A 25,632-nucleotide genomic window follows, 5' to 3' on the forward strand; every position below is an offset into this window, starting at 1 on the left:
CTGGCGGCGGGACCGGCGGCGGGGCCGATTGAGTCGCGCGGCAAGTTCCGCCATGGTCCGCGCCGCATGAACCCTGTTCAATTCGTTGCCCATCCCGATTTCGCGACGCTGGCGTTGCCGCGTCATTTGGCGCTGCTTGCGGGGCTCGCCCTGTTTTCGGGCATCGTAGTGCGGACCATGATTTCGGTGGGGGTGCCGGACCGGCCGGATGCGCGCAAGGCGCATACGCGAGTGACGCCGAAATCGGGCGGGGTCGGGATCGTAGCGGCGTTTCTGCTGGGGATTTCGCTGCTGTACCGGTATGGCGAGGTCTCGCGACTGGCGGCGCCGCTGTTTCTGGGGGTGATTGCGGCGGCGGTGCTGATCGCCGTGGTTTCGCTGCTCGACGATCTGTTCGATTTTCCGTTTCTGGTGAAGCTGGGGGCGCAATTCGTGGCGGCGCTGGTGGCGGTGGGGGCGGGATTGTCAGCGCGGAAGTTCGATTTTCCGTTGATCGGCGGGGTGGAACTGGGGTGGTTCGGGCCGGTGCTGTCGCTGGGGTGGATTTTGTATGTGACCAACGCGATGAACTTCATCGACGGGTTGAACGGGCTGGCGGCGGGGACCACGCTGGTGGCGTGCCTGTTTCTGGCCGGGATCGCGGGGCTGCATGGCGGGTTTTTCGTCTATACCACGGCGCTGCTGCTGGCGGGCGGGGTGGCCGGGTTTCTGCCGTTCAACTACCCGCGCGCGCGGGTTTTCATGGGGGATGTCGGCAGCCAGTTCTGCGGGTTCATGCTGGCGGTGCTGGGGATTGCCGCGACGCATTACCAGCGCGTGTCGCTCTCGTTTCTGGTCGTGCCGCTGCTGCTTTCGGGGGTGCTGCTCGATGTGAGTTTCACGCTGGTGCGGCGGGCCGTGGCGCGGCAGAATCTGGCGCGGGCGCATCGGGGGCATTTGTATCAGGTGGCGCATCGGGCCGGGATGGATGCGCGGTGGATCGCGGCGATCTACTGGGGGTTCGCGGCATTCGGGGGGGCGGTGGTTGTCGCGTTCCTGCATGCGCCGACCGATTTGAAGCCGGTGGTGATTTTTGCGCCGCTGCTGCCGTTCGGGGTCTGGGCGCTCTATGTCGCCGGGCGGGCGCGGCGCGCGGCGCTGGGGCCCTGGGGGTAGGCAAGCGGCGGCTTCAGATCAGCCTTGTTTCGGCTTCCATCCCGACCATCGAGGCGAGGCGGGCGAGGCGGCGTTCGATCGGGTCGCCGGCGAAGACGCCGCTGGAGGCATCGAGGGTGAGGATCAGACGGTCGCCCTCGGTCGCGAGGCCGGTGGCGGCAAGGAGGGCCGGTGTGCCCGCCGAGAGCGTGTAGGCGAGGCGGAGTGCGGCACCCAGGGTTTCGGCGCGGCGGGCGGCGGCCATGTCGAGCAGGGCGCGCGCCGGGGCGAGGAAGGCACTGTCGGCCGGCGCTTCGTAGCGCAGCGCCAGAGTGAGGGCGAGGAAGGCGCGGGCGTGATGGTCGAGGCCGACGCCGGTCTGGCGGAGCACGCGCAGGAACGCCTGTTCGGCGCGGTATTCGGGATGTTCGTGATTGCCGATGTCGGAGAACCAGCATGCGCCTTCGCGGAGGCGGCGCTGGGGATCGGTCTCGGTGGGGAAGAGCGGGGCGGTCCAGGCGATCAGCGCGTCCGGCAGGGCGGCATCGCGCAGCAGGCCGACGGTGAGGTCGCGCCCGGCGGCGACCAGCGGGTCCTGTTTGCGCATTTTCGGTGGCAACTGGCGAAGGAACCAGCCTTCGCGCAGGCCGTTGGCGCTGAACACCACGCGGGCGGCATTGGTCGCGCGCAGCAGGCGGCGGAGGATGATGGCGGCGTAGGGGAGATCGTCGATGCGTTTGCGGGCGACGCCGGGCATGCGTTCGATGAATTTGCGGCTCGCTTCGGCGACGACGGTGGCGAGATCGCGCGCTTCGTCACGACCGATCGTGTAGTGGTGGACCATGTTCAGCGGATAGCCGGTCTGGGCGATATGAATCCGTGCGAGCGCCCGGAACGCCCCGCCGGAGACGTAGAGATCGCCGCCGCTGCCTTCGGCGAGGAACGGGACGGCTTCGAGTTCCTCGGCGACGATGAGTTTGGCGCGGGCCGGATCGTCCGCCGCGCGTTCGGCGAGGCGGATGACGCCGACCGGCATGGTCGCGGCCTCGCCGATCACGCCGTGCGAGAGGCGCACGACTTCGAGCGAGCCGCCGCCGAGGTCCGCGAGGATGCCGTCCGCGCCCGGAATGCCGCACAGCACGCCTTCGGCGGAAAGCCGGGCTTCCTCCTCGCCGGTCAGGGTGATCACTTTCAGGCCGGGGGTGGCGGCTTCGAGCCGTGCGGTGAAGTCCGGGCCGTTGGCGGCATCGCGCACCGCCGAGGTTGCCAGTGCTTCGAACGGGTGGGCGTTCATCGCGCGCGCGATCGCGCCGTAGCGGCGTATGACGGTCACGGCGTCGTCCATCGAGGCGGTGTCGAGCAATCCGGTGCGGATCAGACCGCGCGCGAGGCGGAGGACCGCTTTTTCGTTGAAGATCTGGACCGGGTTGCGCGACTGGCCCTGGAACACGACCAGACGAACCGAATTCGATCCGAGATCGACCACCGCACGACGCGCATTGTTCTCCATGGGCCGCTGGATAGCCGGTCGGCCCGGCACGCGATAGGGGAACGGGCAAGAAAATCAGGTGACAGTTCGTCGAATTTGGCGTTTGACTTCGGTGGATTGCTTCGCAACATAGTACGCTCGCGACAGAAAGTGACAGGACATGATCTCGCCTTTGATGCCGAATTACAATCGGATCGACGTTTCGTTCAGCCATGGCGAAGGTGCCTGGCTGGTGGCGAGCGATGGGCGACGCTTTCTGGATTTCGGGGCGGGGATTGCCACCTCATCGCTCGGTCACGGGCATGAGGGGTTGAGCCGCACGATTGCCGAACAGGCGGGGCGGGTTATGCATGTTTCGAACCTGTACCGGGTGCCCCAGGCCGAACGGCTGGCGGAGCGGCTGGTCGGTGCGAGTTTCGCCGACAGCGTGTTTTTCTGCAATTCGGGAGCGGAGGCGAACGAGGCGCTGGTGAAGGCATTTCGCCGGACGATGGCGGATGAGGGCAAGCCGGAGCGGTACCGGGTGATCTGCGCCGAGGGAGCGTTTCATGGCCGGACGCTGGCGATGATTTCAGCCACCGGGAATGCGAAATATCTCGCGGGATTCGGGCCGGCCGTGGACGGATTCGACCATGTTCCGTTCAATAACCTCAATGCCCTGCGCATGGCGATCACGCCGGAGACGGCGGGGATTCTGGTCGAGCCGATCCAGGGCGAGGGTGGCGTCCGGCCGGCGGATGCGGCGTATCTGCAGGGATTGCGCGCGGCGGCCGATGAATTCGGCCTGCTTCTGGGGTTCGATGAGGTGCAGAGCGGCATGGGGCGGACCGGGCGATTATTCGCCCATGAATGGGCCGGGGTGCAGCCGGATGCGGTGAGTACCGCCAAGGGCATCGGCGGCGGATTTCCGCTCGGCGCGATGCTGGCGCGCGAGCGGGTGGCGAAGGCGCTGGTGCCGGGGAGCCACGGCACCACCTATGGCGGCAGTCCGCTCGCCTGCGCGGCGGGGAATGCGGTGCTCGACGTTCTGCTGGCGCCGGGATTTCTCGATGGGGTCGTCGCCTCCGGCGACCGGTTCCGCGCAGGGCTGGATGGGCTGGTGCATCGCTATCCGGACGTGTTCAGCGCGGTACGGGGACAGGGATTGCTGCAAGGGCTGGTCTGCCTCGTGCCGAATGGCGAGGTGCAGGCGGCGTGCATGAACGAAGGACTGCTCGTGGTCGCCGCCGGGGAAAACGTCGTGCGGCTGATACCGCCGCTGATCGTCGGCGATGCCGAAATCGACGAGGCGCTCCTGCGGCTCGATGGTGCCGCGCGGCGGTGCAGACCCTCGCTGATGATGAACGCCGCGAAATGAGCGCCGCCGCTGAGTCGGACGCGCGGGGCGAGACGCCCCGGCATTTCCTGGATATCGCGATGATCGAGGCCCCGGTGCTGCGCCGTATCCTCGATCAGGCGGTGCGGTTCAAACGGGCGGGGCGATCGGCCTCGCGACCGCTCGCGGGGCGGGCGCTGGCACTGATTTTCGAGAAACCCTCGACCCGGACGCGGGTGAGTTTCGAGATGGCGATGCGCGGCCTCGGCGGCGATGTGGTGATGCTGTCGTCGCGGGAGATGCAGATCGGGCGGGGTGAGACGGTCGGTGATACCGCCCGGGTGCTCTCACGCTATGTCGATGCGATCATGTTGCGGACCGACCGGGAATCGAAGCTGCGCGAACTGGCCCGCCATGCGACCGTGCCGGTGATCAACGGATTGACCGAGCGTTCCCACCCCTGCCAGGTGATGGCGGATGTGATGACGTTCGAGGAGCGGCATGGGCCGATCGCGGGGCAGAGGGTCGCCTGGATCGGCGATGGCAACAATATGGCCAAAAGCTGGATCGAGGCGGCTGGGCGATTCGGGTTTACGCTCAACCTGGCATGTCCGCCGGAATTGCTGCCCGATGCCACAGCGCTCGACTGGGCGCGGGCACAGGGGGCCGATATCCGGCTGACACCGGACCCTCTCGAGGCGGTTGCCGCCGTCCGATGCGTCGTGACCGATACCTGGGTGAGCATGGGGGACGAGGATGCGGAGCATCGGCATAGTGTGCTGGCAGGTTATCAGGTTGATGAGGCGTTGATGCGCCGGGCGGCACCGGATGCGATTTTCATGCATTGCCTGCCCGCGCACCGGGGCGAGGAAGTGACCGAAGGGGTGATCGACGGACCGCAATCGGTCGTGTTCGATGAAGCCGAGAACCGGCTGTTCGCGCAGCAGGGTATTCTGGCCTGGGCGTTGGGAAGCTGAGGGCAAGGCCGTAGCGGTCAAAAACTCCTCGAACAGCGCATCTTCCGCCGTGTGCGACGATTCAGCGAGGTCGCGCTGTACCGGACATAGGCACGCAGCCGGACGAAACGAAGGTCAGCTCCAGACCGTGAACGCCGCAATGAGAAGCAGAATCACGATCAGGCTGATCACGGTTATGACGAGGAATCGCGTGAAGCCGTTCCAACCAGCCTGACTGCCACGTTCGAGCTGTTCCAGCCCGATGGGAAGATTGTTCGGTGTTTCAGTATCAGCCATCATTCCGCCTCGACCCTTTCGCGTTGTATTCGCGCATTCTCATGTCGCACGGTTTCGTGACATATTCAATGGATATTGTGGATTGAAGTCAAGCGCAAGGGCTGACCAGCGCGTTCGAAGCGTCTGCAGGGATCGCCGGTTGACCGAGATAATGGCGCAGCGCCATCGGATAGATGATGTGTTCCTGCGCGAGTACCCGCGCGCCGAGTTCCGACTCGGTATCGCCGGGGAGCACCGGCACCGCCGCCTGAGCGAGAATCGGGCCTTCATCCATGATTTCAGTGACCAGATGGACCGTGCAGCCATGAATCCGGCTGCCGGCGGCGAGGGCCTTGGCATGGGTATCGAGCCCGGGAAAGGACGGCAGGAGCGAGGGGTGTATGTTGAGCATGCGCCCGGCCCAAGACTGGACGAAGGCCGGAGTCAGCAGCCGCATGTAACCGGCAAGGCACACGAGGGAACAATTGGCTGCGATCAGTTCCTGATGCAGGCGCGCTTCGTGGCCTTCCCGGTCGTTCCTGAAGTCGCGGCTGGGGATGGCATGCGCGGCGATCCCGTGCTGGCGGGCGATATCGAGCCCGGCAGCGTCCGCCCGGTTGGACAGGACGAGCGCGATCGTTGCGGGAAAATCGTCGCGGGCGGCGGCGCGGATCAGGGCCTCCATGTTGGACCCCCGGCCCGAAATCAGGATTCCGACCCGCGTCTTCACGCGAACAGCGCCTCGGGGTCGGTGATCTGCACACGAACGCTGCCGGTTTCCGGGATGATCCGGCCGAGTTCGAACGGGATGATGCCCTCGTCCTGCAAGCACGCAATGGCGGCGGCCAGATCATCGGGACGAATGACCAGGACCATGCCGATTCCGCAATTGAAGACGCGCAGCATCTCGGTGGCCGCAACGCCGCCGGCCTGCGCCAGCCAGCGGAACACCGGCGGCATCGGCCAGGGCCGATCGAGCGTTGCAGCGCACGAATTAGGCAGCACGCGCGGCAGATTTCCGGGCAGGCCACCGCCGGTGATGTGAGCCGCAGCCTGGAGCAGACCCGCACGGGTGAGCGCCAGAACCGGCTTCACATAAAGGGCGGTCGGCACCATCAGCGCCGCACCCAGAGTTTGTCCCGGCATGAACGGGGCCTCGTCGGTCAAAGCGAGGCCGGTGGTTTCGATGATCCGGCGGACCAGGGAAAATCCGTTCGAGTGGACGCCGGTGCCGGGCAGGCCGAGCAGAATATCGCCCGGCACGACGTCGCGCGGCAGGGTGGCACCACGCTCGACCGCACCGACCGCGAAACCGGCGAGATCGTAATCGCCCTTGCCGTACATCCCCGGCATTTCGGCGGTCTCACCGCCGGCCAAGGCGCAGCCGACCTGGCGGCAACCGTCCGCAATGCCCGCGATGACCTTGCCGGCAATCGCCGGATCAAGCTGACCGGTTGCGAAATAGTCAAGGAAAAACAAAGGCTCGGCGCCCTGGACGATCAGGTCGTTGACGCACATCGCAACGAGATCGATCCCCACGGTATCGTGAATGCCGGACTCGATAGCGAGGCGGAGTTTGGTGCCGACACCATCGGTGGTGGCGACCAGGATCGGGTCGGCGAAGCCGGCTTCCCGAAGGTCGAACAGGGCGCCGAAGCCGCCGATTCCGCCGACCAGTCCGGCGCGGGCCGTCGCCTTCGCCAGAGGTTTGATGACCTCGACCAGCGCATCGCCAGCCTCGATATCCACGCCGGCGTCGCGATAGGTCACACCGTTCCTGCCGTTGCCGCTGGTCATGCAAGCCTCCGATGCGCTAATCACACTTCATGATCGAACGGCTCCCACCACGCGGCAGCGACGCGCCGAACGATTCCGGATCGGCACCACGCTGCCGCTCGGCGCGTCTATCACCACAACAGCCGGACCAGCGCAACCGCGTCGCTGGAACAGAGGGAACGGACTTGACGGCCGCGTCCTTCCGCCTTTGGTGATTGCGGTGTTTTCAAAAGGCTGCATCATGATTCAGAATGGCGGAACGGTATGAGCGGGCGGATCGAGCCGGGACCGCGCTGGCAGCGGCTGTTGGGGATCGGTGCCGTGATCGTGCTGGCGGTGCTGTTCCTGCGCCTGTTCTCGCCGATCCTGCTGCCCTTCGTCGCGGCGTCGGGGATCGCTTATTTTCTCGACCCGGCGGTATCCGCCCTGGCCCGTTTCCGGGTGCCGCGCGCGCTGGGTACCGCGATCATGCTGCTGGCCCTGATCGCCGGTATGGTGCTGTGCGCGCTGCTGCTTTACCCGCTGATCACCGCGCAGATCGGGCTGCTGACCCAGCAGCTGCCAGGCATGATCGAGAATGTGCAGAAATTCGCGACCCATGAAATCAACAGCATTCAGCACCGGCTGGGGCAGGGATTCGTCTCGACCAAGCTGAAGGCCTTCGTCAGCAACGAGGCCGGCACGATCATGGGCTTCGTTGGCACCGCGGCGCGGCGCGTGGTCGGCACCGGCTTCGCCTTGTTCAATATCCTGACCCTGCTGATCATCACCCCGATCGTTGCGTTCTATTTCCTGCGGGACTGGCCCTTCGTGATCGCGCGGGTGGATAGCTGGCTGCCCCGATCGCATGAGAGTGTCATCCGCAATCTTGCCCAGGAAATCAGCCGGATCCTGAACGCCTGGCTGCGCGGGCAGGCGATATGCTGCCTGTTTCTGGGGGTGTTCTACGCGGTGGCACTGAGCCTTGCGGGGTTGAATCTCGGCCTCGTGATCGGACTGACCGCCGGTCTCCTGTCGTTCATCCCGTATGTCGGGACGATCGTGGGGGCGATATCCTCGATCGTGCTGGCGCTCGGCCAGTTCAGCGGGATCGACCACATCATCATCGTGGCGGTGATTTTCGTGGTGGGGCAACTGCTGAACGACTACGTCGTGGCCCCGCGCTTTCTGGGCGACCGGCTGGGACTGTCGGCGGTCTGGGTGATTTTCGCCCTGTTCGCCGGCGCGGAAACCTTCGGCTTTCTCGGCGTGATGCTGGCCGTGCCGGTGACCGCGACCCTCGGCGTGCTCGCGCGGTTCTGGCTGCACCGCTATCTGCAAAGCTCGCTCTATCTGGATCCACCGAAACCCGGTGTCTGACACGGCCGCAACGTCCCGCCAGTTGGCGCTGCCCTTCGACGAGCCGGAGCCGTTCTCGGCGGAGGATTTCATCGCGGCCCCTTCGAATGCCGCTGCCCGCGCCGCGCTGGCAGCGCCGGAGACCTGGGTCAACGCAAGACTGATCGTGTGGGGCGCCGCCGGGTGCGGCAAGAGCCATCTGGCAAGTGTCTGGGCCGCGGAGCATGGGGCTGCCACCATCGTTGCCGCGCGCCTGCGCGAAGCATGGCAGCCGCCATCCGCCGCGATGGTGATCGAGGATATCGATGTGATGGCTTCACCCGTCGCACTGTTCGCAACCCTTGAATCCGCCGCCGGGCGGCGATCACCGGTTCTCATGACCAGTCGCCAGCCGCCGGGACGGCTCACCATCCCGTTGCCCGATCTTGCGAGCCGTTTGCGCGCGAGCCTCGCCATTCCGATCGAGGTCGCCGAGTCCGCTTTGCTCGACGGACTCCTGCTGCGCCTCGCCGCCAACCGCCAACTCGTTCTGCCAACCAGCCTGCATCAGTTTCTGCTGCATCGGCTGCCGCGCCGGCCCGGCGTGCTGCGTGAAGCCATTGCACGGCTGGATCGCTATGCCCTCGCCTTGGGCACCGCCCCATCCCGCCGTATCGCCGAACGTCTGCTCGCCGAACTGACGGACCCGCCGGAAGCGTCAGCGCCGGAAGAGCCGAAGCGCGGGAGGGGGGACGATTATATCGAGAATCATGAAAGCGGCACGCGCAGACTGCTTTAGCCGCCGACGATTTCATGCCAACATCTGCCGATGGATCATGGCACCGACATCGCCCCCGCCGCAGCAACCATCATGCCGACCGACCCGGCGCGATTCATCAATCGCGAACTGTCCTGGCTCGATTTCAACCTGCGGGTGGTCGGGGCGGCGGAGAACCCGCGCTATCCGCTGCTCGAACGCCTGCGGTTCGTCTCGATCAGCGCCTCCAACCTCGACGAATTCTATTCGGTCCGGGTCGCGGGCCTGATTGGTCAGGCACGTGCCGGGCTGGTCCTGCAATCCTCGGATGGCCAGACACCGGGACAACAGTTGAGTGAGATCAACCGGTGCGCCCGCAGCCTGATGGCAACCCAGCAGCAGGTGTTCTCGGCACTTCGCGACGAGCTTGCGGCAGTCGGGCTGACCATCGTCGGCACCTCCGGGCTGAAGGCCGAGGATCTGCGATTTCTCGACACGTATTTCATGGAACGGGTCTTTCCGGTTCTGACGCCCCTGGCCATCGACCCCGCCCACCCGTTCCCGTTCGTCGGAAACATGGGGCTGGTGCTCGCGCTCAAGCTGATCCGCGAGGACGATGCGGGAGTGATGCGCGCGCTGATTCCTCTGCCGTCGCAAATCAGGCGGTTCATCCGCCTCCCCGATGCGAGTCCGGCGACCATCCGGTTCGTCATGCTGGAAGATCTGGTCGCGCTGTTCCTCGACCGGTTGTTCCATGGTTTTCGTCCGGCTGGTTCGGGCCTGTTCCGGGTCTCGCGCGACACCGACGTGGAGTTCGAGGAGGAAGCCGAAGATCTGGTGCAATCCTACGAAACGGCTTTGAAGCGGCGGCGGCGGGGGGCGGCGATCCAGTTGACCCTCGCCAGCGACATGCCCGAGGATTTGCGGACCTTCGTGATCGACGAGGTCGAAGCCCCGGAAGACGAGCTGTTCATCGAGTCCGGCATGCTTGGGCTGGTCGATCTCAAGGAGATGATCGTCGATGATCGGCCTGAACTGCTTTTTCATGGCTACACGCCGCGCTTTCCCGAGCGTATCCGTGACTTCGGTGGGGATTGTTTCGCGGCGATCCGCAACAAGGACATTATTGTTCACCATCCGTTCGAGAGCTTCGACGTGGTGGTGCAATTCCTTCGCCAGGCAGCGGGCGATCCCAATGTGGTCGCGATCAAGCAGACGCTGTATCGCACCAGTCGGGATTCGCCCATCGTCGGCGCTCTGATCGAAGCAGCAGAATCCGGTAAGAGCGTGACCGCCATGGTGGAATTGCGCGCCCGGTTCGACGAGGAAGCCAACATCCGCCTCGCCCGTACGCTCGAAGCTGCGGGGGTGCAGGTCGTGTACGGGTTTCTAGGGCTGAAAACCCACGCCAAACTCTCGCTCGTAGTCCGGCGCGAAGGCAGTTCGATGCGCGCCTATGCCCATTTCGGCACAGGAAATTATCACCCGATCACGGCGCGGATCTACACCGATCTTTCATTTTTCACCTGCGATCCCGAGATGACCCGGGATGCCGCCCGCCTGTTCAATTACATGACCGGTTATGCGCGGCCCGAACACATGGAACAACTCGCGTTCAGTCCGATCAGTACCCGACGCACGATCGAAACCCTGATCGATGCCGAAATCGCCGCCGCCCGGGACGGACATAGTTCCGGTATCTGGCTCAAGCTCAATTCACTGGTCGACGAGCGGTTGATCGACCAGCTCTACCGGGCGTCATCCGCCGGCGTTCCGATCATCTGCGTCATCCGGGGTATCTGCTGCCTGCGCCCTGGGGTGCCCGGCTTGTCCGAAACCATCACGGTTAAATCGATCATCGGGCGTTTCCTCGAACATGCCCGGATCGCCGTGTTCGCGAACGGTGCCGAAATGCCAAGCCGCGCCAACAAGGTGTTCATTTCCAGCGCCGACTGGATGGCGCGCAACATGGATTGGCGGATTGAAACCTTCGTGCCGATCCACAATCCCACCGTTCACGCGCAGGTGCTCGACCAGATCATGGCGGTCAACCTCCGCGACGATGTCGATTCCTGGACCCTTCATGCCGACGGCAGTTGGTCGAAACAGCCCGAAGGTAAGCATCCGGTTTCGGCGCACGAGTATTTCATGACCAATCCCTCCCTCTCCGGGCGAGGCTCAGCTCTGCGCAACCCGATCAATCATCAGCAGCGCGAGAAAAATCGGTACCGCAAGACATTCCTGATCAACGAGTAGAGAGCTATGGTGGAATTTGGGTGACGGCGGTGATCAGGCGGCGTTCTGTGCTGGCGTCTCGATCACCTCGACGCCGTCCCGGAAAGTAATGCCCTGGATGACCTTGGGCAACTGATTTTCTCCGTTGAGTTTGCGCCAGGTTTTGGCGGCTGCAGTGACGAGTTTGAAGACCATAAGGCGGGCGGTGTCCTGTGACAGGGCTCCCTTGGTTCGGATCGTTCTGTGGCGGACCGTGGCGAACACGCTCTCGATCGGGTTGGAAGTCCGCAGATGCTCCCAATGCTCGGCCGGGTAATCGTAGAAGGTCAGCAGCGCATCACGGTCTTTGACCAGACAGGTCACCGCCTTATCGTACTTCAAGCCGTATTTCTCGACGAACTTTGTAATCGCCGCCTCGGCGGCAGCACGATCCGGCGCCGTCCAGATTTCACGCAGATCGGCCTTGGCGGCCGGTTGGAGCACCTTCGGCATCTTGTTCAGCACATTGGCGGTTTTGTGGACCGTGCAGCGCTGATGGCATGTCCTTGGCCAGACCTCCTCGATCGCCTTCCAGAAGCCGAGCGCCCCGTCCCCGGTGGCGACCTGCGGTGCGATGGTCAGACCCCGAGCCTTCAGATCGACGAGCAGTTCGTGCCAGCTCTGCGCACTTTCCCGCATGCCCACCTGAAAACCGATCAACTCTTTCCGGCCCTCGGGGGTGGCGCCGATCAGCACCAGCATGCACTCTGCCTGCGGTTCCATCCGTGCCTGTAAATACACTCCATCCGCCCAGATGTAGACGTAACGCCGGGCTGAAAGATCCCGCCGCTGCCAGCGCTTGAAGTCGGATTCCCATTCGCCGCGCAATCGGGCAACTACCGAGGGCGAGAGGTTTGGCGCATCTTTCCCCAACAACGCCCCCAATGCATCTTGGAAATCACCCATCGAAATACCGCGCAGATAAAGGATGGGCAACAACGCATCCAGGCTCCGGGTCCGACGCGCCCAGGGCGGCAAAAGGGCCGAGGTGAAACGAATGCGCTCACTGCCCGCCTCCGCCCCGCGGTCGCGCAGCTTCACACGCTGCACCTCGACCGGACCAATCCCAGTCTGGATTTCCCTCACCGGACCCAGACCGTGCCGCACAACGCGGTCGCGGCCGTCAGCCAGCCTTTCACCCTTCATCGCGGCCAGAAACGCCTCAGCCTCAGCCTCGATTGCCTGGGCCAGCAGCCGACGGGCTCCGTCCCTCAGGATCGCCGTCAGCGGATCCTCAACGTCTCCGGGCTTGCGGAAGGGAAGAATAGTGCTATCGCTCGTCATAGGCGTATCGCTCCTTCAAGAGGTTCAGGCAGGCTTCCACCCGCCTCGGTACGCCACCTTTCTCACCAAGCCATCACCCAATTCCGGCCATAGCTCACGAGTAGAAGCGGTCGCCTGCAACGTCCGGCGCACGGCGCCGAGATGATTGGCGCATATCGCATGCGCTTCCCAAAGCTGCGCAATATACGCGGCCACCTGCGACTGCCGGGCGGCAACCGGCACGACGGGATCGCCCGGGCAGTCGAGCAATGCTGCAGGAATATCGGGCTGGACCAGTTTGATCTTGGTGATGGTCACCGGTGGCGGTGCCGCACAGCCGGCGAGCAGCGCACAAATCACAATGGCCCTCATCATTTCGGTGCTCCCTGTTCTTTCGCAATCGATGCAAGCGTGTCTTGAAGAACGGGAGCAACGACAGCATCATCCTGCGCCGGTGCGGCGGTGATCGTTGCCAGCAGCCCATCGCTAAATCGGGCCAAACCCGCATCGGAGGCGAGGGTCGACGTCAGTGTGCTCTGCCATAGGGCGCTCTCGGCCTGAAGCCGTTTCAGTGTCGTCAGATTCTGCTGATTCGTTGCGCTCAATTGTGCAATCGTCGTCTGGGCCGCTGCCATCGACCGTTTGTCAGCTGCAAGCTCGCTTTGCAGATGATGCACGAACAACCATCCCCCGGTCACGAGCATCGCCGCCAAAATCCAGGGGAGATACTTGATCACATATGAAACCAATAGCGTCGGCATGTTCAACCTCCGAACCGATTGCCCAGTCCCATGCCGATCGCGCCCGCCGCGATGGCCGAACCCAGCCCCATCCCGAATCGCTCGGGATCGAATTGTTGATGTCTGACCAGAACCGTGAAAACCTCGAGACCGATGAAGCTCACCACGCCGAGGATCGACAGGACCGCCATCTCGTCGGATCGCCCATTGGGGTCCGATACGAGTTCGAACAGAAACTTCTTCATGTTGCGTTGATCCGGATCAGGACGGAACGTGCAGGAAATAGGCGACGACGCTGCCGATCACCGCCGAGATGAGCCCGACGACGATCATCGTGACCCGATGTACGCCGGACTGTTCACCTCTGAACTGGGCAAGATCGGCGTGGAATCTCGATAATTCCTTGACAAGCTCATCCGATTTTCCAACGAAGCGATCCTGTGCGGCTGCCACTTGCATCTCGAACCGGTTGCGCCAGGACTCCAGCGCCACATGCCTCGCTTCCATCGATGCGATATCGCGGCGCGCCGAAGCCACCTCGCTCTGCAGCAAGGCAACCTCGGAGCGTAGATCCGTCATGGCGTCTCGCCATAGGGCGATCACGTCCTCTGCACTCATCTCAGGTCGGTGTAGTGGCGAGGGGAAGCCCATAGGCAGTCGCCTGCAACGGCATATTGGCCGCAAACGAGCCCCCGAGGTCGGCTCCGATCGTCCAGCCGGGCGGTTGTTCGATGGTCGAGAAGTTGTCGGTCACGGCATCACCTCTCCCGATCTGGGTACTGCCATAGGGGTAATAGAACAGACATTGCGCCGCCGGATTGGTCGGGGCCTGCGACAGGGTGACCGCGATATGCGTAGCGTCGATCCGGCTGGCGGCGGTCGCGGTGATGATTGGCCCCGGCACCGCCACCGATCCGCCATCCATGAGTGCGAAACCCACCCCGTTTACCGCCTGCAACGGCACGACCAGATCGGTCCCCGCATCATGCTGGATAGTAAGGATAATCTCGGTCGCACTCGCCTGATACGCATGCACGATCGCAGGACCGCCTTTGACCGGCAGCGTATCCGCCGGTACCGCACCAGCCGGGATCGTATCCGAAAGCCCCAGCGCCAGGGCGGCGCGCGCAGCGGTATGGGCGCCGAGTTGTCCATACCTCAGCAAATCGGCCTGATCGCGATGTTGCGGATCTCCCCCCGAGAACAACCCCGTCGCCGGAACCCATGTCGCATTGAGCGGGTTCGAATCCGCCGTCTGGGCAATGAACACCGCGATTCCCTGCGAAGGATCGAGCGAAAGATCGAGCACACTCTCACGCACCAGAGCTATGGCCGGAATTGGGTGATGGCTTGGTGAGAAAGGTGGCGTACCGAGGCGGGTGGAAGCCTGCCTGAACCTCTTGAAGGAGCGATACGCCTATGACGAGCGATAGCACTATTCTTCCCTTCCGCAAGCCCGGAGACGTTGAGGATCCGCTGACGGCGATCCTGAGGGACGGAGCCCGTCGGCTGCTGGCCCAGGCAATCGAGGCTGAGGCTGAGGCGTTTCTGGCCGCGATGAAGGGTGAAAGGCTGGCTGACGGCCGCGACCGCGTTGTGCGGCACGGTCTGGGTCCGGTGAGGGAAATCCAGACTGGGATTGGTCCGGTCGAGGTGCAGCGTGTGAAGCTGCGCGACCGCGGGGCGGAGGCGGGCAGTGAGCGCATTCGTTTCACCTCGGCCCTTTTGCCGCCCTGGGCGCGTCGGACCCGGAGCCTGGATGCGTTGTTGCCCATCCTTTATCTGCGCGGTATTTCGATGGGTGATTTCCAAGATGCATTGGGGGCGTTGTTGGGGAAAGATGCGCCAAACCTCTCGCCCTCGGTAGTTGCCCGATTGCGCGGCGAATGGGAATCCGACTTCAAGCGCTGGCAGCGGCGGGATCTTTCAGCCCGGCGTTACGTCTACATCTGGGCGGATGGAGTGTATTTACAGGCACGGATGGAACCGCAGGCAGAGTGCATGCTGGTGCTGATCGGCGCCACCCCCGAGGGCCGGAAAGAGTTGATCGGTTTTCAGGTGGGCATGCGGGAAAGTGCGCAGAGCTGGCACGAACTGCTCGTCGATCTGAAGGCTCGGGGTCTGACCATCGCACCGCAGGTCGCCACCGGGGACGGGGCGCTCGGCTTCTGGAAGGCGATCGAGGAGGTCTGGCCAAGGACATGCCATCAGCGCTGCACGGTCCACAAAACCGCCAATGTGCTGAACAAGATGCCGAAGGTGCTCCAACCGGCCGCCAAGGCCGATCTGCGTGAAATCTGGACGGCGCCGGATCGTGCTGCCGCCGAGGCGGCGATTACAAAGTTCGTCGAGAAATACGGCTTGAAGTACGATAAGGCGGTGACCTGTCTGGTCAAAGACCGTGATGCGCTGCTGACCTTCTACGATTACCCGGCCGAGCATTGGGAGCATCTGCGGACTTCCAACCCGATCGAGAGCGTGTTCGCCACGGTCCGCCACAGAACGATCCGAACCAAGGGAGCCCTGTCACAGGACACCGCCCGCCTTATGGTCTTCAAACTCGTCACTGCAGCCGCCAAAACCTGGCGCAAACTCAACGGAGAAAATCAGTTGCCCAAGGTCATCCAGGGCATTACTTTCCGGGACGGCGTCGAGGTGATCGAGACGCCAGCACAGAACGCCGCCTGATCACCGCCGTCACCCAAATTCCACCATAGCTCCACGCACCATTTGGACACCGATATCGGTCTCGTAGGGAATCGCACTCCACATCAGCAGCGGCATCTGCGCCGCGCTGCGGTTGAACAGCGCGCGTGTCAGCCCGGCCAGCCTGCTGATACTCCCTTTGTAGAGGGCCTTGTTGGCATAGGGCATCGTGCTGTCCTGTTCGGACCACGGCCACAGAAGAAAGACGATATCGCTCTCGTCGCTGGACGAAACCAGCGCCTGCGCGCCGGTGAGATAGGCCGTCAGTGCCTGACCGTCAGGGCCGAAAGACCATCCCGCAGGACTCGATCCATCACCTGGATTCGTCAGGAATGTCCCGTTACCGGCCCCGGGCGGAAACAGAGGCGGCGAGGAATTCGATATCGGATGCCCGGCAATCAGTGAATACCGCGCCGGGCTGATATAATCGCCGGATTGAAGGGAGGTCGAACCCCAGGCGGCCGCACCAAGATACCACGCGACACCCTGTGCCAGCGCGAGGCTCGCCGACGCTTGGGTAAACCACTCCGCATTCGACTGACCCATCACCAGAAGATTGACACCACGGCGTGCGCCCAGCACCCAACGGGCTTGGCAGTCAATCAAAGTCGAGATTTCAACGGCATCGATCGCCCGCTTCCAGCAGGCCGCTTCATGAAACCAGCATTGGGCCGAACCTTGAATGGTGTTATCGTGAAACAGCAGCAATTGTCCGGGCACAGAAGCGCCGAGCGGATTGACGGCTCCCTGCGCCACCTGCACACCATCGAGCCAGACATCGACGCCCACACCCGGCGTATTGCGCAGGATCAGCGCATGGGTGTGCCGGCGTTCGAGCGTGCTTGTCAGCACGATGCTGGCTCCCGTGCCCGCGAACAGAACCAAGCCACCGCCAGCCGGACCCGCCGCCTGCACGATCGTGGTGCCGGTCGCCATCGCATGGATCAACGGCGTCGGATCGCTATTAACCTCGATCGTCCCCTGCCTCCAGTTCGGTCGGGTCCAAACGAGATACAGAGTCCAGGAGACCGCGCTTCCGCAGTCGAATTGCGCGAGTGATAAACCCCAGTCCGGGTCGAGTGTCGGCCCATATTGCGCAATCGTCGCGTCAGGACTCCCGACCGCACCCAGAAAGCCATTGACTCGCGGCACCATCAAGGTCGGGTTGGGCGTCGTATCCGCCGCGATATGGAACGGCAATAACGGTATCCCGCTGCCGGATTTATCGACCAGAGCGCCCACCGTCGCGTTCATCGTGTCGAGCACCGTTCCGGAGGGCCCGAGTACCGAGCCCAGAATGCCCGCATCCCACCATCCGGCAAGTTCCGGAATTGCCGATGGATAGGGTCCCGTAAACAGAGTCGCACCAGTCGAGATACCTGCCGTGCCGAGCGGCTGGGCCAGGATCCGCGTTGCGCCCCCGATCAGCGGAGAGCCCACAGCAGTCGCCATCAACCCCATCTCAGGTCACCGTGATCGCAAATGAAGCTGCAGTCGCCGCCGACCCGCTCGCCGTTTCAACCCACAGGTAATATGTCCCCGCAGTCGCCGGGATGGTCGCATAGGCGGCCCAGACCGTATCGTTGTCGATGATCGATGCCGCCTCCCAGCCTCCCGTCGGGGCGATCGTCGCACTGGTGGAAAATGCAATCTGGGTCGCGGTCGTCTGGGCTGGTGAAATTCCGCCGTTGACCGGTATCGTCCCCGACCCTGCAGCCACAGTCGTCGTCGCCGGCTGGTTGATCGTATACGTAACGCTTGGCGCCGCAGCGGCGACAACGGAAATCGCCCCGGAAACCGCCGTCACGCTCGGCGCACCGGTCTGCTGCGCCCAAACATAAAATGTCCCCGCAGCGGTTCCTGCCGTCAAACTCGCGGTCCAGCTCGCCCCGCTGAGCGTGGCCGTGACGAAACTGCCAGGCACCACCGTCGCACTGCTCGACAAGCCCACCTGCACCCCAGTGCCTGCGGGCGTGACGGTACCAGCCACGTTTATCGCACCGCCCGCCGCCACACTCGCCGGCACGCTGGTGATCGCCACCCCTGCAGCGGCAACCGTGAATGGCTCGCTGGTGCCGAATACCGTCGGCTGGCCATGATCGCGCACGAACATCGTGTATGTACCCGCCGCAAGCCCCGGCACCTGAAGACTGTAGCCGCTGGCCCCGATCAGTGGCGAAACGGCCGCAGTCCAGTTCACCCCATCGGTCGAATAATCGAGCCCGGCTGGCGTATCATCGAACAACCCGCCGCTCACCGAAAACGCGACACCCGGAGCCTGACCCGCAATCGCATTGACCGTGATCGTTGGCGATGCCGGTGCAACCCCGTTCCACCACACGATCGATCCGCCGGAGTATGTCAGCGCCACAAGCTCGGTCTCGGCCCCCGGCGGGAGGGTCGTCACGCCACTTCCCGACGTGATGCCGACCCCCATTGTCACCACACCAGCCGAAAGATTGATCACCCGGCACGAAAACCCGCTACCCATGTTGGTGAAATTCGCACTCAGCGTCATCGGCTGGCTTGCGACAAGGATACGCTGATTATGGGTGGTCGCATCGAGCACGGTATTCGCCGTCAGCTCGACCACACCGGCACGCATCGTCGGTACTTTCTGGGCGATATAGGTCCATATCGCCGCGAAACTCTGGCTCAGCAGGCTGTTTCCGCCCTGTGCCACGAGCAACTGATCCGAATCCGAGGCCGCGCCTGCCGCCGGCAACTGATCGATCGTCTGCCCACCGATCAGCTGCTGATACGTGATCCATGCATTTGCGCCGTTCTGCCAGATCGCGATGTAATCGCTCGCCCCGATCGTACTCGCCGCATTCGCGACCGCCGGCGCCGCCAAACCCGGTCCAGCGGGTCCAGCAGGGCCCGTCGCACCACTTTCGCCCTGCGGCCCGGCCGGTCCCGCCGGACCAACCGGGCCGGCAATCGAACCCGCCGTAACGCTGAAGGTTCCGTTCGGATCGATCGCGATGCCCGTCCCGGCACTGAACAACCCCCGCAACTCGGACATTGCTAGCCGGGCCGGCGAGCCCGAAGCATTCACAATCAGCTCCGCGTCGAGCTGAAAAGTGCCGAGCAGCGGAAATCCCAGATGATCCTCGCCGTTCGCCGCCAGCGTCGTGACCGACAGTTCCAGTCCGGCGCCCAGCGTGAGGGCCTCGGGTTCGCCCGTGCCTGCACTGGCCCGCCCCAATATGTCGCCGGTCGGAAGCAAAATCTCGGTTTGCAGACCCGCGGTGATCTGCGCCACCGAGGCGGCATACAGGGTGCCGTTCTGCGAAAGCGGTATCAGGTCCGTCGGCCCCGCGTCGGGCACCGTCGGCAACTGGGGAATCGTTGTCATTCAATAACATCCTCAAAGTTCGCGACCCGGCAGATTGCGTCCGGTCATTGCAGCACGAGGTCGGGCATCCCGCCGCGGTGGCATCAGGCAACCGCGATCCAGCCCGTCGCATCCGTCGCCGTCTGCTTGATCCAGTAGGTCGACCCGACCCCGCCATTCAGGTTCCGAAAACTCGAGCCGGGAGGTGCGGCGATCACGCCGCTCGGCGCACCGCGCCCGATCAATGTCAGGCATCCGGTCGGTTCGGTCGCCGACAGATACCGTACGCCGCCGCCCGATGCCGGCTGCAGCTTGACATCCCCCGCCTGACTTTGCAGCGTGACACTGCCATCGCCGCCCGGTTCCAGATAATCCGACTGCATGAACCGTACCGCCTGCCAGGCACCCGCTTCACCCTGCCATTCGATCGAGGCCCCCGCCGGCACCGTGACCGGTGCCCCGGTCCAGTTCTCCTGCGCCGGCGCACTCCCCGCCGCTGCGAAACCGATCGACGACAGGCAATGAACGGCCAGCTTGCGAGACTGAATCACCGGTAGCCCCACCTGCACCGCGACGGTCGCACCAACCCCGTCACCACTGATCGTCGCGACCGTCCCAGGGCCATACCCGCTGCCATACGCGGTCATATAGACGCCGATCACGGCGCCATCGGCGATCCACACCCCCGCCGTCGCCCCGCTGCCAGGACCGGTGATCGCCACGGTCGCCGTCGTATAGTTCGACCCCGCATTGGTCACCTTGATGAAACTGATCTGCCCGGCCATGCTCTGTGCCGTGGCGCTGATCATGCTCTGAACCGGACCACTACTCTGCGATACTGAAACCCGATCGACGATATCAGGATAGACCAGTGTATTGACCCCACCCGATGCGATCGGGTTGACCGCGAACGACTCCGCATAATTGATCAGGTTGCCGCGAAGAATGAGCGAGTCGGTATAGGGTACCAGTGCATCCAGAGGATTCCCGCCGGTCCCGGACGACACGACATTATCAGCCACCACAACCAGCTGCGGCGCGTCACGCAGAACAATCCCCGATCCGCCTGCCCCGTAACCGACATAATTACCGATGATCGACAGATTATTGCAGCTGATCCCGAAATTGTCGCCGCGACCGTCCGACTCAACATTCAGCGCAATGATCCCGATCGCACAATCCTGCACGTAATTGCCTCGCACGGTGCAGTTCTGCGTCCCGCCGATCCCGATCCCGATCGTCGGCCCATCGATATAATTTCCGGTGAGGTCGACGAAGATCGCACCCCCGGCATCGATGCCGAACCCCCCTGCCCCGGTAATCATATTGTCCGAAATCCGGCAGTAGCCGGTATTCGCCAGCATCCCGCCACCCGACGGCCCATTATTGACGATCAGATTGCCCGTAACAATAATATTACGCCCCGATATCGAAATACCGTATCCGGTATTGTCGAACGTGCAATTATTAGCGACTAATCCACCCAGAACATCGGGATTGGCATTGCCATAAACCCCGGGTTCCGTGTTGGTCGCATTGAAATTGCCGACTGAAATGCCCGTCTGATTGTTCCAGCAGGTATTGCCGACAATCTGGACGTCCCGGATCTTCAGAACGAAGGTCGGATCCTGACTGTCGACGTATATGCCGTTGCGGGCATTGTCATGGGCGCGGCAACAGGTCACCGCCACCGAATCGCACGCCGCCACCCACATTCCATCGACCGCATTGGCGGTGAATTCACAGTCATGGATATGGTGGCGGGTCAGCGTCGGATCACTCGGTGCAAGTGCCAGACCCCATCCATAGATCGACCCCATCGCGTTGCGAAACAGCGAGCGGGTGATATTGGCATTGGTGCACGAAGCCTGAACCACCACTCCCCAGGTATCGGCAGTGATCGCCGGATTGGCATCGAAAACCAGGCCATCCGCGAAAAACTGGGTTGCGCTTACGCTGATCCACGCCGGATTGGCCGAGGTTCCGGTTGCGCTCTGCGCCCCCCTGGTCAGCACCGTCTGCCCGGGAACCCCCACCATGACCGCGCAAGTTCCCCCGACATCGCACTCCCCATCGATTCGATAGGTGCGCGGCCCGAATCGTACCGGATTTCCCGAGGCCAGCGCCGCGATCAGCGCAGGCGCGTCATTGGTAACGCCATCGCCCACCGCACCGAAATCCTCGATGGCCACGGCATTCGCAGCGATCGCCGACAACGTGCGCAAAGCGCTGGCCCCTGCCGCGATCGCCTCGAACCCACCTGCCTGAACCCCCGAGACACCAGACACACCCTGCATGAATGTCGCATAGGATACGCCGGAATTGACCCCCGACTGACCGACCGGCACCACATCAGTACTGGCGGGCGTGGAACCTGCCGGCAGGGTCGCAATCTCGAACGGGGCCGCTGTCGCCGACAGGGTCGTTCCACTCAACGCCAGATTTGCGCCGACGCTGATCGCAACGGGACTGGCAACCCCCGGGCCGACACCGCCGAACAAGGTTCCCTGCGGCAATGACAGGGCCTGTTGCATCCCGGCCAGAATCTGCGCCCGCGTGGCACCCACGGTCGACCCGTTCTGAAACACGGGCAGAATATCGCTATCCGATACCGAGGCGGCATCAGGCAATTGTCCAATCGTTGGCATGAAATTCCCCTCAGTCGGCGGTGATCGGCTGGCCGGATGGGCTGGTCAGCGGCAACCCCCCCAATGTCGTGATCGCCGTGGGGGGCGCCGGCACCGATGCCAACGCCACCACCTGCAAGGCGATGCTCCGGGCCAGGCTGCGGCCGCAGGCGGTCGTCACCCCGATCGTCACGGTGTAATTGGTGCCGGACTGACCGCCAGTGAGCCAAAGCACCGCCCTCGTGCCATCGATCGCGGACGACGCCAGCGCCAGATCCCCCGGATTATCGGGCGTTATCGCGACTGTCAGGCTCGCAATCGTATCGCCCGGATTCCCGGTCAGGGCCGGCGCGATGTCGAACACGTAGTCCAGCGTATCGCCGGGATCTTTCTCAGGCCAGGTCAATGGCTGCGGCGGCAGCAGAGCCAACCCCCGCGGCGTCGGAATGAACCCGTCGATCTCGATCAACCGCGCCGAAGATACCTGCCAGACGTAACTCGTCGGCGTCGTCGTTCCGCTCATGCTCTCCACTCCGTCAATATTCGACGATGACGATGCCGGGCGCTCCCAGCCCACCGGGGCTGCCGACCGGATTGGTCCCCCCGGTCGTCGTCCCGCCGCCGCCGCCGCCGCCGCCGAATCCCGAGGCCGAAAATCCGGTCACCGGCCCGCTGGCACCCCGTCCGCGCCCGTCACCGCCGCCATCACCGCCACGACAGGCCACCGCGATGCCGTCGCCACCCATCGCTCCTGCCTGATTGATCCGCGCCCCCGATCCGATCCCGCCGACGCCCCCGGCAGTCGCGAACAGCGCCGCCGTGCCACCCCCGCCTCCGCCCCCGCCTGACGCCGACAAATAGCTGCCGAAACTCGACGTACCGCCCGCCCCGCCATCACCCGGTGATGAGGGCGGCGCTCCGCCCGCGCCGACGGTCACCGCGACGATCTGCCCCGCCGTCAGCCCGCCGATAATGTCGATCGCGGTGCCGCCCTGGCCGCCCCCGCCCCCGGGCAGGGTCGCGTGGTATCCCGCACCACCCCCACCGCCGACCGCGCGCACCTTCACCTGCGTCACCCCCGCTGGCACGATAAAGGCTCCCGAACTCTCGAACACCTGGATCGACGAAAATCCCGGCCTCAACTGCGGCAATTTGAAACCGATGAACGGCGCCTGGGGCAGTGCTGCGATATCAGACGCGGTAATCGCACTCTGTCCGTAATTCACGGTAACGACGTAAAGTCCTACCCAGCCTTCATCCACCGCCGGCGTCGTCTGTGTCCCCGCCGCCGCCGCCGCACCCGGTTTGACCTGAAGCTGAACCCGCTCGATCCGGGCCGTGTTCTGCGCCGCTCCCGAATTGCCCGGTCCCGAATACGGGACCGAAGGATTGGCGGCATTCACGTAAGGCAGAACCACCGGCCCCGCATCGGTCTCGGCAAACGTCGCCTCGATCAGATAATTCACCGACTGCCCCGAGCTGACCGGCGCGGCCAAAGTGAACGTCACCGGATCGAGATTGATCCCCATTTTCACGATCTGCTCGGATGTATCCGCCGCCAGACTGCCATAGGCGTTGGCATCGACCGGCCCGAACTGGGTGATCGAACCCGGTGCCAACGTGATGGTCAAGGACGCCGGCACACTCGGCAGGCAGCCCAGCCCGTCCGCTACCATCGCGGTGCCAAGCACGGCAGCACTCAAAGCACCGATCCCGACCAGCACGTTGCGATTGATGTTAAGTATATCGGTGTCGAGCGGAATGGCGCCCGGATAGACAATGGTGCGATCCATGAATATTCCTTTGATTGACTGTCGATGATTGTCGTCAGGCGGCGCCTCAGTCGGACAAACGCGTCCACGCGACCGCATTGACCGGAAGCACCGCGACGATGGCGGCATAGATATCGTTATCGTCGATCAGCCCCGGATCGTCGGCAAGATCGCTCCAGGCGAGCGGTGCCACGCCATAGCCGCCCGGGCCCAGATTATATCCGCCATCATTGCCGGTTGCCGCCACGACGGGACGATAGACGGTAAGAAAGCATTGATACGGCAAATCAAGATTGCCATATCCTCCAACTGTATTGTATCCGAGTGTATTCGAATTGTACCCGCCAGTGTCGAACGTGTTGAACGGCTCGAATACCACCGGCGCCCGGCCTGTCTCAGCCGTCACCGCCGCAATCAGCGCCGCTCGTGTCGCCCGTGGTGCCAGTAACCCGGCGCGAATGCGGGCACTGAACGCCGCATCCGTCTCGCCCACCCGGCGCGCGAGACCGGGCCCCCCATAATCCTGCGCGGCCATGTCCAGAAACGCCCCGCTCGCCGTCGCGATTCTCGTCTGGCTGGCAGCAAAGCCGATCAGCCCATAAAGCGTAGCCCAGAGCGCCGCGAGACCACCGAGCACCAGATCGAGCACCGGCGTCTGGTCCGCGAACCATCGCGCCGGCAGAACCAGCTTCAACCGGGCGATCATGTCGGAAGTACTGCCCTTGGCCACGCCGCCGACCTGGCTGGATTGAGTGCCGCTCATCTCAACCCACACTGATCGTGCCGGTGCGCACAACCCCGAAGATTGGCGGCACGATATCGGCGGCCGCCCCGTTAAGCGTCAGATCCGTGACATTCACGACGGCAGCAGACGCATCGTAAGCCAACTGAACGAGCCGCGAGTACGGCAGGCTCGCTCCCACCGGAAGCGCCTCGATATAGGAGGCGATCGCGTTGGTCACGGCGGCGATCGCAGCAGCGGACTGAGCCCCGGTCGCGAGGCTCAGCGTCAACGATACATTCGCCACCACCACCACCGGCCCCTGCACCGCAAACCGCGTCCCGACCGGACGAACCGCGTTGACGACGGCGGCAATCGTCGCCAGCAGGCTGGCCGGCGGCGCCCCGGTGCCGTTATCCACGGTCACCACGAAACTCCCCGGGCTCGGCGCCCCGGTCTGGTCGACATTTTCGTCGATCTCGACCGAAAGCCCCTGCTGAACCCCCGCAATCGCCGCCTCGATCGCACCCGGCGTGGCGCGCGCCAGACTTGCGAGATAATTTCCGAACCGCGCCTTGAATGCCGCATCGCTTTCGGCATCGAGTCCGCCGCTCGTCGGTGCCGCATTCGTCACGGTATCGATCCCCGGGATCGCCGACGTCAGTAACCCGATCGTGCCACCCAGCACATCACCCGCCGCGCCTGCCACCAGGGCCGCAACCGGCAGGTCGATCGACCCGATCCCCGCCGCCAAATTATATCCCGGCGGCGCCGGCCCATACGCCGGGTTGGCCGCATCGGCGGTCACCGCGAAACTCTGCGTGCCGTCGCTGGTCATCACCGTGGTCCCAACCGGAATGAAAGCGGCCAGAACCGGCGCAAACCGCCCGAACGTCACAATGCCCGCCGCAGTCGATGCCGGCAGTCGCACGAACCCGAAATCCGCCCCGAAACTGTCGCAATCGCTACCGCTGCTGGTCGCGAGACGCGTCGTCTGCAATACCTCAACGATCAGCCATTGCAACCACAGGCCCAACGACGCATTCGCCTCCAGAATGGCGCGCAGGACCGAACCCACAGTCAAATCCAGCACCTGCGTGGCCGCGCCCTGCACGGCAGCCGCCATCTGCTCCACCATTGCCGTGAAGTTCTGCAACGATAACTGCATGGAA

At 63.9% G+C, this 25,632-nt stretch carries 24 protein-coding genes; 7 read left to right on the forward strand and 17 right to left on the reverse strand.

Translation table 11 applies throughout. The features are described from left to right. Positions 1 to 66 precede the first annotated feature (66 nt). Complete coding sequence (locus SIL87_RS18015) at positions 67 to 1,155, forward strand: MraY family glycosyltransferase (RefSeq protein ID WP_319615524.1); 1,089 nt, start codon at positions 67 to 69, stop codon at positions 1,153 to 1,155. A gap of 13 nt (positions 1,156 to 1,168) precedes the next feature. On the opposite strand, the gene SIL87_RS18020 is transcribed toward SIL87_RS18015, so the two are convergent. Then, positions 1,169 to 2,644 carry a Ppx/GppA family phosphatase gene (locus SIL87_RS18020; RefSeq protein WP_319615525.1) on the reverse strand — a complete coding sequence of 492 codons (1,476 nt, stop codon included), beginning with the start codon at positions 2,642 to 2,644 and terminating at the stop codon, positions 1,169 to 1,171. Between the two features lie 139 nt (positions 2,645 to 2,783). On the opposite strand from SIL87_RS18020, the gene SIL87_RS18025 reads away from it, so the two are divergent. Both SIL87_RS18025 and argF read left to right on the forward strand, forming a co-directional pair. After that, positions 2,784 to 3,980 carry an aspartate aminotransferase family protein gene (locus tag SIL87_RS18025; protein ID WP_319615526.1) on the forward strand — a complete coding sequence of 399 codons (1,197 nt, stop codon included), beginning with the start codon at positions 2,784 to 2,786 and terminating at the stop codon, positions 3,978 to 3,980. After that, positions 3,977 to 4,915: an ornithine carbamoyltransferase gene (argF, locus tag SIL87_RS18030; protein ID WP_319615527.1), complete on the forward strand. Its 939-nt coding sequence runs from the start codon at positions 3,977 to 3,979 to the stop codon at positions 4,913 to 4,915. Before SIL87_RS18025 ends, argF begins: the two co-directional genes overlap by 4 nt. A 114-nt stretch (positions 4,916 to 5,029) precedes the next feature. Here argF and SIL87_RS18035 read toward each other — a convergent pair whose 3' ends face one another. The 3 genes from SIL87_RS18035 to purM form a co-directional block, all read right to left on the reverse strand. After that, positions 5,030 to 5,191, reverse strand: coding sequence for a hypothetical protein (locus SIL87_RS18035; protein WP_319615528.1), 162 nt, complete (start codon positions 5,189 to 5,191; stop codon positions 5,030 to 5,032). 88 nt (positions 5,192 to 5,279) lie between these two features. Further along, positions 5,280 to 5,900, reverse strand: a complete 621-nt coding sequence (gene purN / locus SIL87_RS18040) for a phosphoribosylglycinamide formyltransferase (protein WP_319615529.1) — start codon at positions 5,898 to 5,900, stop codon at positions 5,280 to 5,282. Then, positions 5,897 to 6,967 carry a phosphoribosylformylglycinamidine cyclo-ligase gene (gene purM / locus SIL87_RS18045; protein WP_319615530.1) on the reverse strand — a complete coding sequence of 357 codons (1,071 nt, stop codon included), beginning with the start codon at positions 6,965 to 6,967 and terminating at the stop codon, positions 5,897 to 5,899. The genes purN and purM overlap by 4 nt, the downstream gene beginning before the upstream one ends. A 243-nt stretch (positions 6,968 to 7,210) precedes the next feature. Here purM and SIL87_RS18050 point away from each other — a divergent pair, with 243 nt between their 5' ends. Genes SIL87_RS18050 through SIL87_RS18060 form a run of 3 tightly spaced genes read left to right on the forward strand, consistent with a single transcriptional unit; the run spans position 7,211 to position 11,276 of the window. Continuing rightward, the gene (locus tag SIL87_RS18050; protein ID WP_319615531.1) at positions 7,211 to 8,305 is read left to right on the forward strand and encodes an AI-2E family transporter; all 1,095 of its coding nucleotides are present in this window, start codon (positions 7,211 to 7,213) and stop codon (positions 8,303 to 8,305) included. After that, complete coding sequence (locus tag SIL87_RS18055; RefSeq protein ID WP_319615532.1) at positions 8,298 to 9,062, forward strand: P-loop NTPase family protein; 765 nt, start codon at positions 8,298 to 8,300, stop codon at positions 9,060 to 9,062. The genes SIL87_RS18050 and SIL87_RS18055 overlap by 8 nt, the downstream gene beginning before the upstream one ends. Before the next feature lie 30 nt (positions 9,063 to 9,092). Next, positions 9,093 to 11,276, forward strand: coding sequence for an RNA degradosome polyphosphate kinase (locus tag SIL87_RS18060; protein ID WP_319615533.1), 2,184 nt, complete (start codon positions 9,093 to 9,095; stop codon positions 11,274 to 11,276). Between the two features lie 33 nt (positions 11,277 to 11,309). On the opposite strand, the gene SIL87_RS18065 is transcribed toward SIL87_RS18060, so the two are convergent. Genes SIL87_RS18065 through SIL87_RS18090 form a run of 6 tightly spaced genes read right to left on the reverse strand, consistent with a single transcriptional unit; the run spans position 11,310 to position 14,618 of the window. Next, complete coding sequence (locus tag SIL87_RS18065) at positions 11,310 to 12,578, reverse strand: IS256 family transposase (protein ID WP_319615534.1); 1,269 nt, start codon at positions 12,576 to 12,578, stop codon at positions 11,310 to 11,312. Between the two features lie 24 nt (positions 12,579 to 12,602). Beyond that, positions 12,603 to 12,932, reverse strand: a complete 330-nt coding sequence (locus tag SIL87_RS18070; protein ID WP_319615535.1) for a hypothetical protein — start codon at positions 12,930 to 12,932, stop codon at positions 12,603 to 12,605. Then, entirely contained in the window at positions 12,929 to 13,318 is a 390-nt protein-coding gene (locus tag SIL87_RS18075) for a hypothetical protein (protein ID WP_319615536.1), read from the reverse strand. Before SIL87_RS18075 ends, SIL87_RS18070 begins: the two co-directional genes overlap by 4 nt. Positions 13,319 to 13,320: 2 nt before the next feature. Next, positions 13,321 to 13,542, reverse strand: a complete 222-nt coding sequence (locus SIL87_RS18080) for a hypothetical protein (protein WP_319615537.1) — start codon at positions 13,540 to 13,542, stop codon at positions 13,321 to 13,323. A gap of 16 nt (positions 13,543 to 13,558) precedes the next feature. Continuing rightward, positions 13,559 to 13,876: a hypothetical protein gene (locus SIL87_RS18085; RefSeq protein ID WP_319615538.1), complete on the reverse strand. Its 318-nt coding sequence runs from the start codon at positions 13,874 to 13,876 to the stop codon at positions 13,559 to 13,561. A 40-nt stretch (positions 13,877 to 13,916) separates the two neighbouring features. Continuing rightward, entirely contained in the window at positions 13,917 to 14,618 is a 702-nt protein-coding gene (locus tag SIL87_RS18090; protein WP_319615539.1) for a hypothetical protein, read from the reverse strand. A 98-nt stretch (positions 14,619 to 14,716) separates the two neighbouring features. On the opposite strand from SIL87_RS18090, the gene SIL87_RS18095 reads away from it, so the two are divergent. After that, on the forward strand, positions 14,717 to 15,985 hold the full coding sequence (locus SIL87_RS18095; protein ID WP_319615534.1) for an IS256 family transposase: 1,269 nt from the start codon (positions 14,717 to 14,719) through the stop codon (positions 15,983 to 15,985). 9 nt (positions 15,986 to 15,994) lie between these two features. Here the strand turns inward: SIL87_RS18095 and SIL87_RS18100 are convergent, their stop codons facing one another. From SIL87_RS18100 to SIL87_RS18130, 7 genes are all read right to left on the reverse strand, one after another. Beyond that, complete coding sequence (locus SIL87_RS18100) at positions 15,995 to 17,455, reverse strand: hypothetical protein (protein ID WP_319615540.1); 1,461 nt, start codon at positions 17,453 to 17,455, stop codon at positions 15,995 to 15,997. A gap of 10 nt (positions 17,456 to 17,465) precedes the next feature. Beyond that, entirely contained in the window at positions 17,466 to 19,361 is a 1,896-nt protein-coding gene (locus tag SIL87_RS18105; protein ID WP_319615541.1) for a collagen-like protein, read from the reverse strand. An 83-nt stretch (positions 19,362 to 19,444) separates the two neighbouring features. Beyond that, the gene (locus SIL87_RS18110) at positions 19,445 to 21,988 is read right to left on the reverse strand and encodes a right-handed parallel beta-helix repeat-containing protein (RefSeq protein WP_319615542.1); all 2,544 of its coding nucleotides are present in this window, start codon (positions 21,986 to 21,988) and stop codon (positions 19,445 to 19,447) included. Positions 21,989 to 21,998: 10 nt separating this feature from the next. Continuing rightward, on the reverse strand, positions 21,999 to 22,490 hold the full coding sequence (locus SIL87_RS18115; RefSeq protein ID WP_319615543.1) for a phage fiber-tail adaptor protein: 492 nt from the start codon (positions 22,488 to 22,490) through the stop codon (positions 21,999 to 22,001). A 13-nt stretch (positions 22,491 to 22,503) separates the two neighbouring features. Continuing rightward, on the reverse strand, positions 22,504 to 23,760 hold the full coding sequence (locus SIL87_RS18120) for a glycine-rich domain-containing protein (protein WP_319615544.1): 1,257 nt from the start codon (positions 23,758 to 23,760) through the stop codon (positions 22,504 to 22,506). A 46-nt stretch (positions 23,761 to 23,806) separates the two neighbouring features. After that, complete coding sequence (locus SIL87_RS18125) at positions 23,807 to 24,502, reverse strand: hypothetical protein (protein ID WP_319615545.1); 696 nt, start codon at positions 24,500 to 24,502, stop codon at positions 23,807 to 23,809. A 1-nt stretch (position 24,503) separates the two neighbouring features. Further along, positions 24,504 to 25,628, reverse strand: a complete 1,125-nt coding sequence (locus tag SIL87_RS18130) for a baseplate J/gp47 family protein (protein ID WP_319615546.1) — start codon at positions 25,626 to 25,628, stop codon at positions 24,504 to 24,506. Positions 25,629 to 25,632 lie beyond the last annotated feature (4 nt).

Source organism: Acidiphilium acidophilum, from assembly GCF_033842475.1.
GTDB classification, from domain to species: Bacteria; Pseudomonadota; Alphaproteobacteria; order Acetobacterales; family Acetobacteraceae; genus Acidiphilium; species Acidiphilium acidophilum.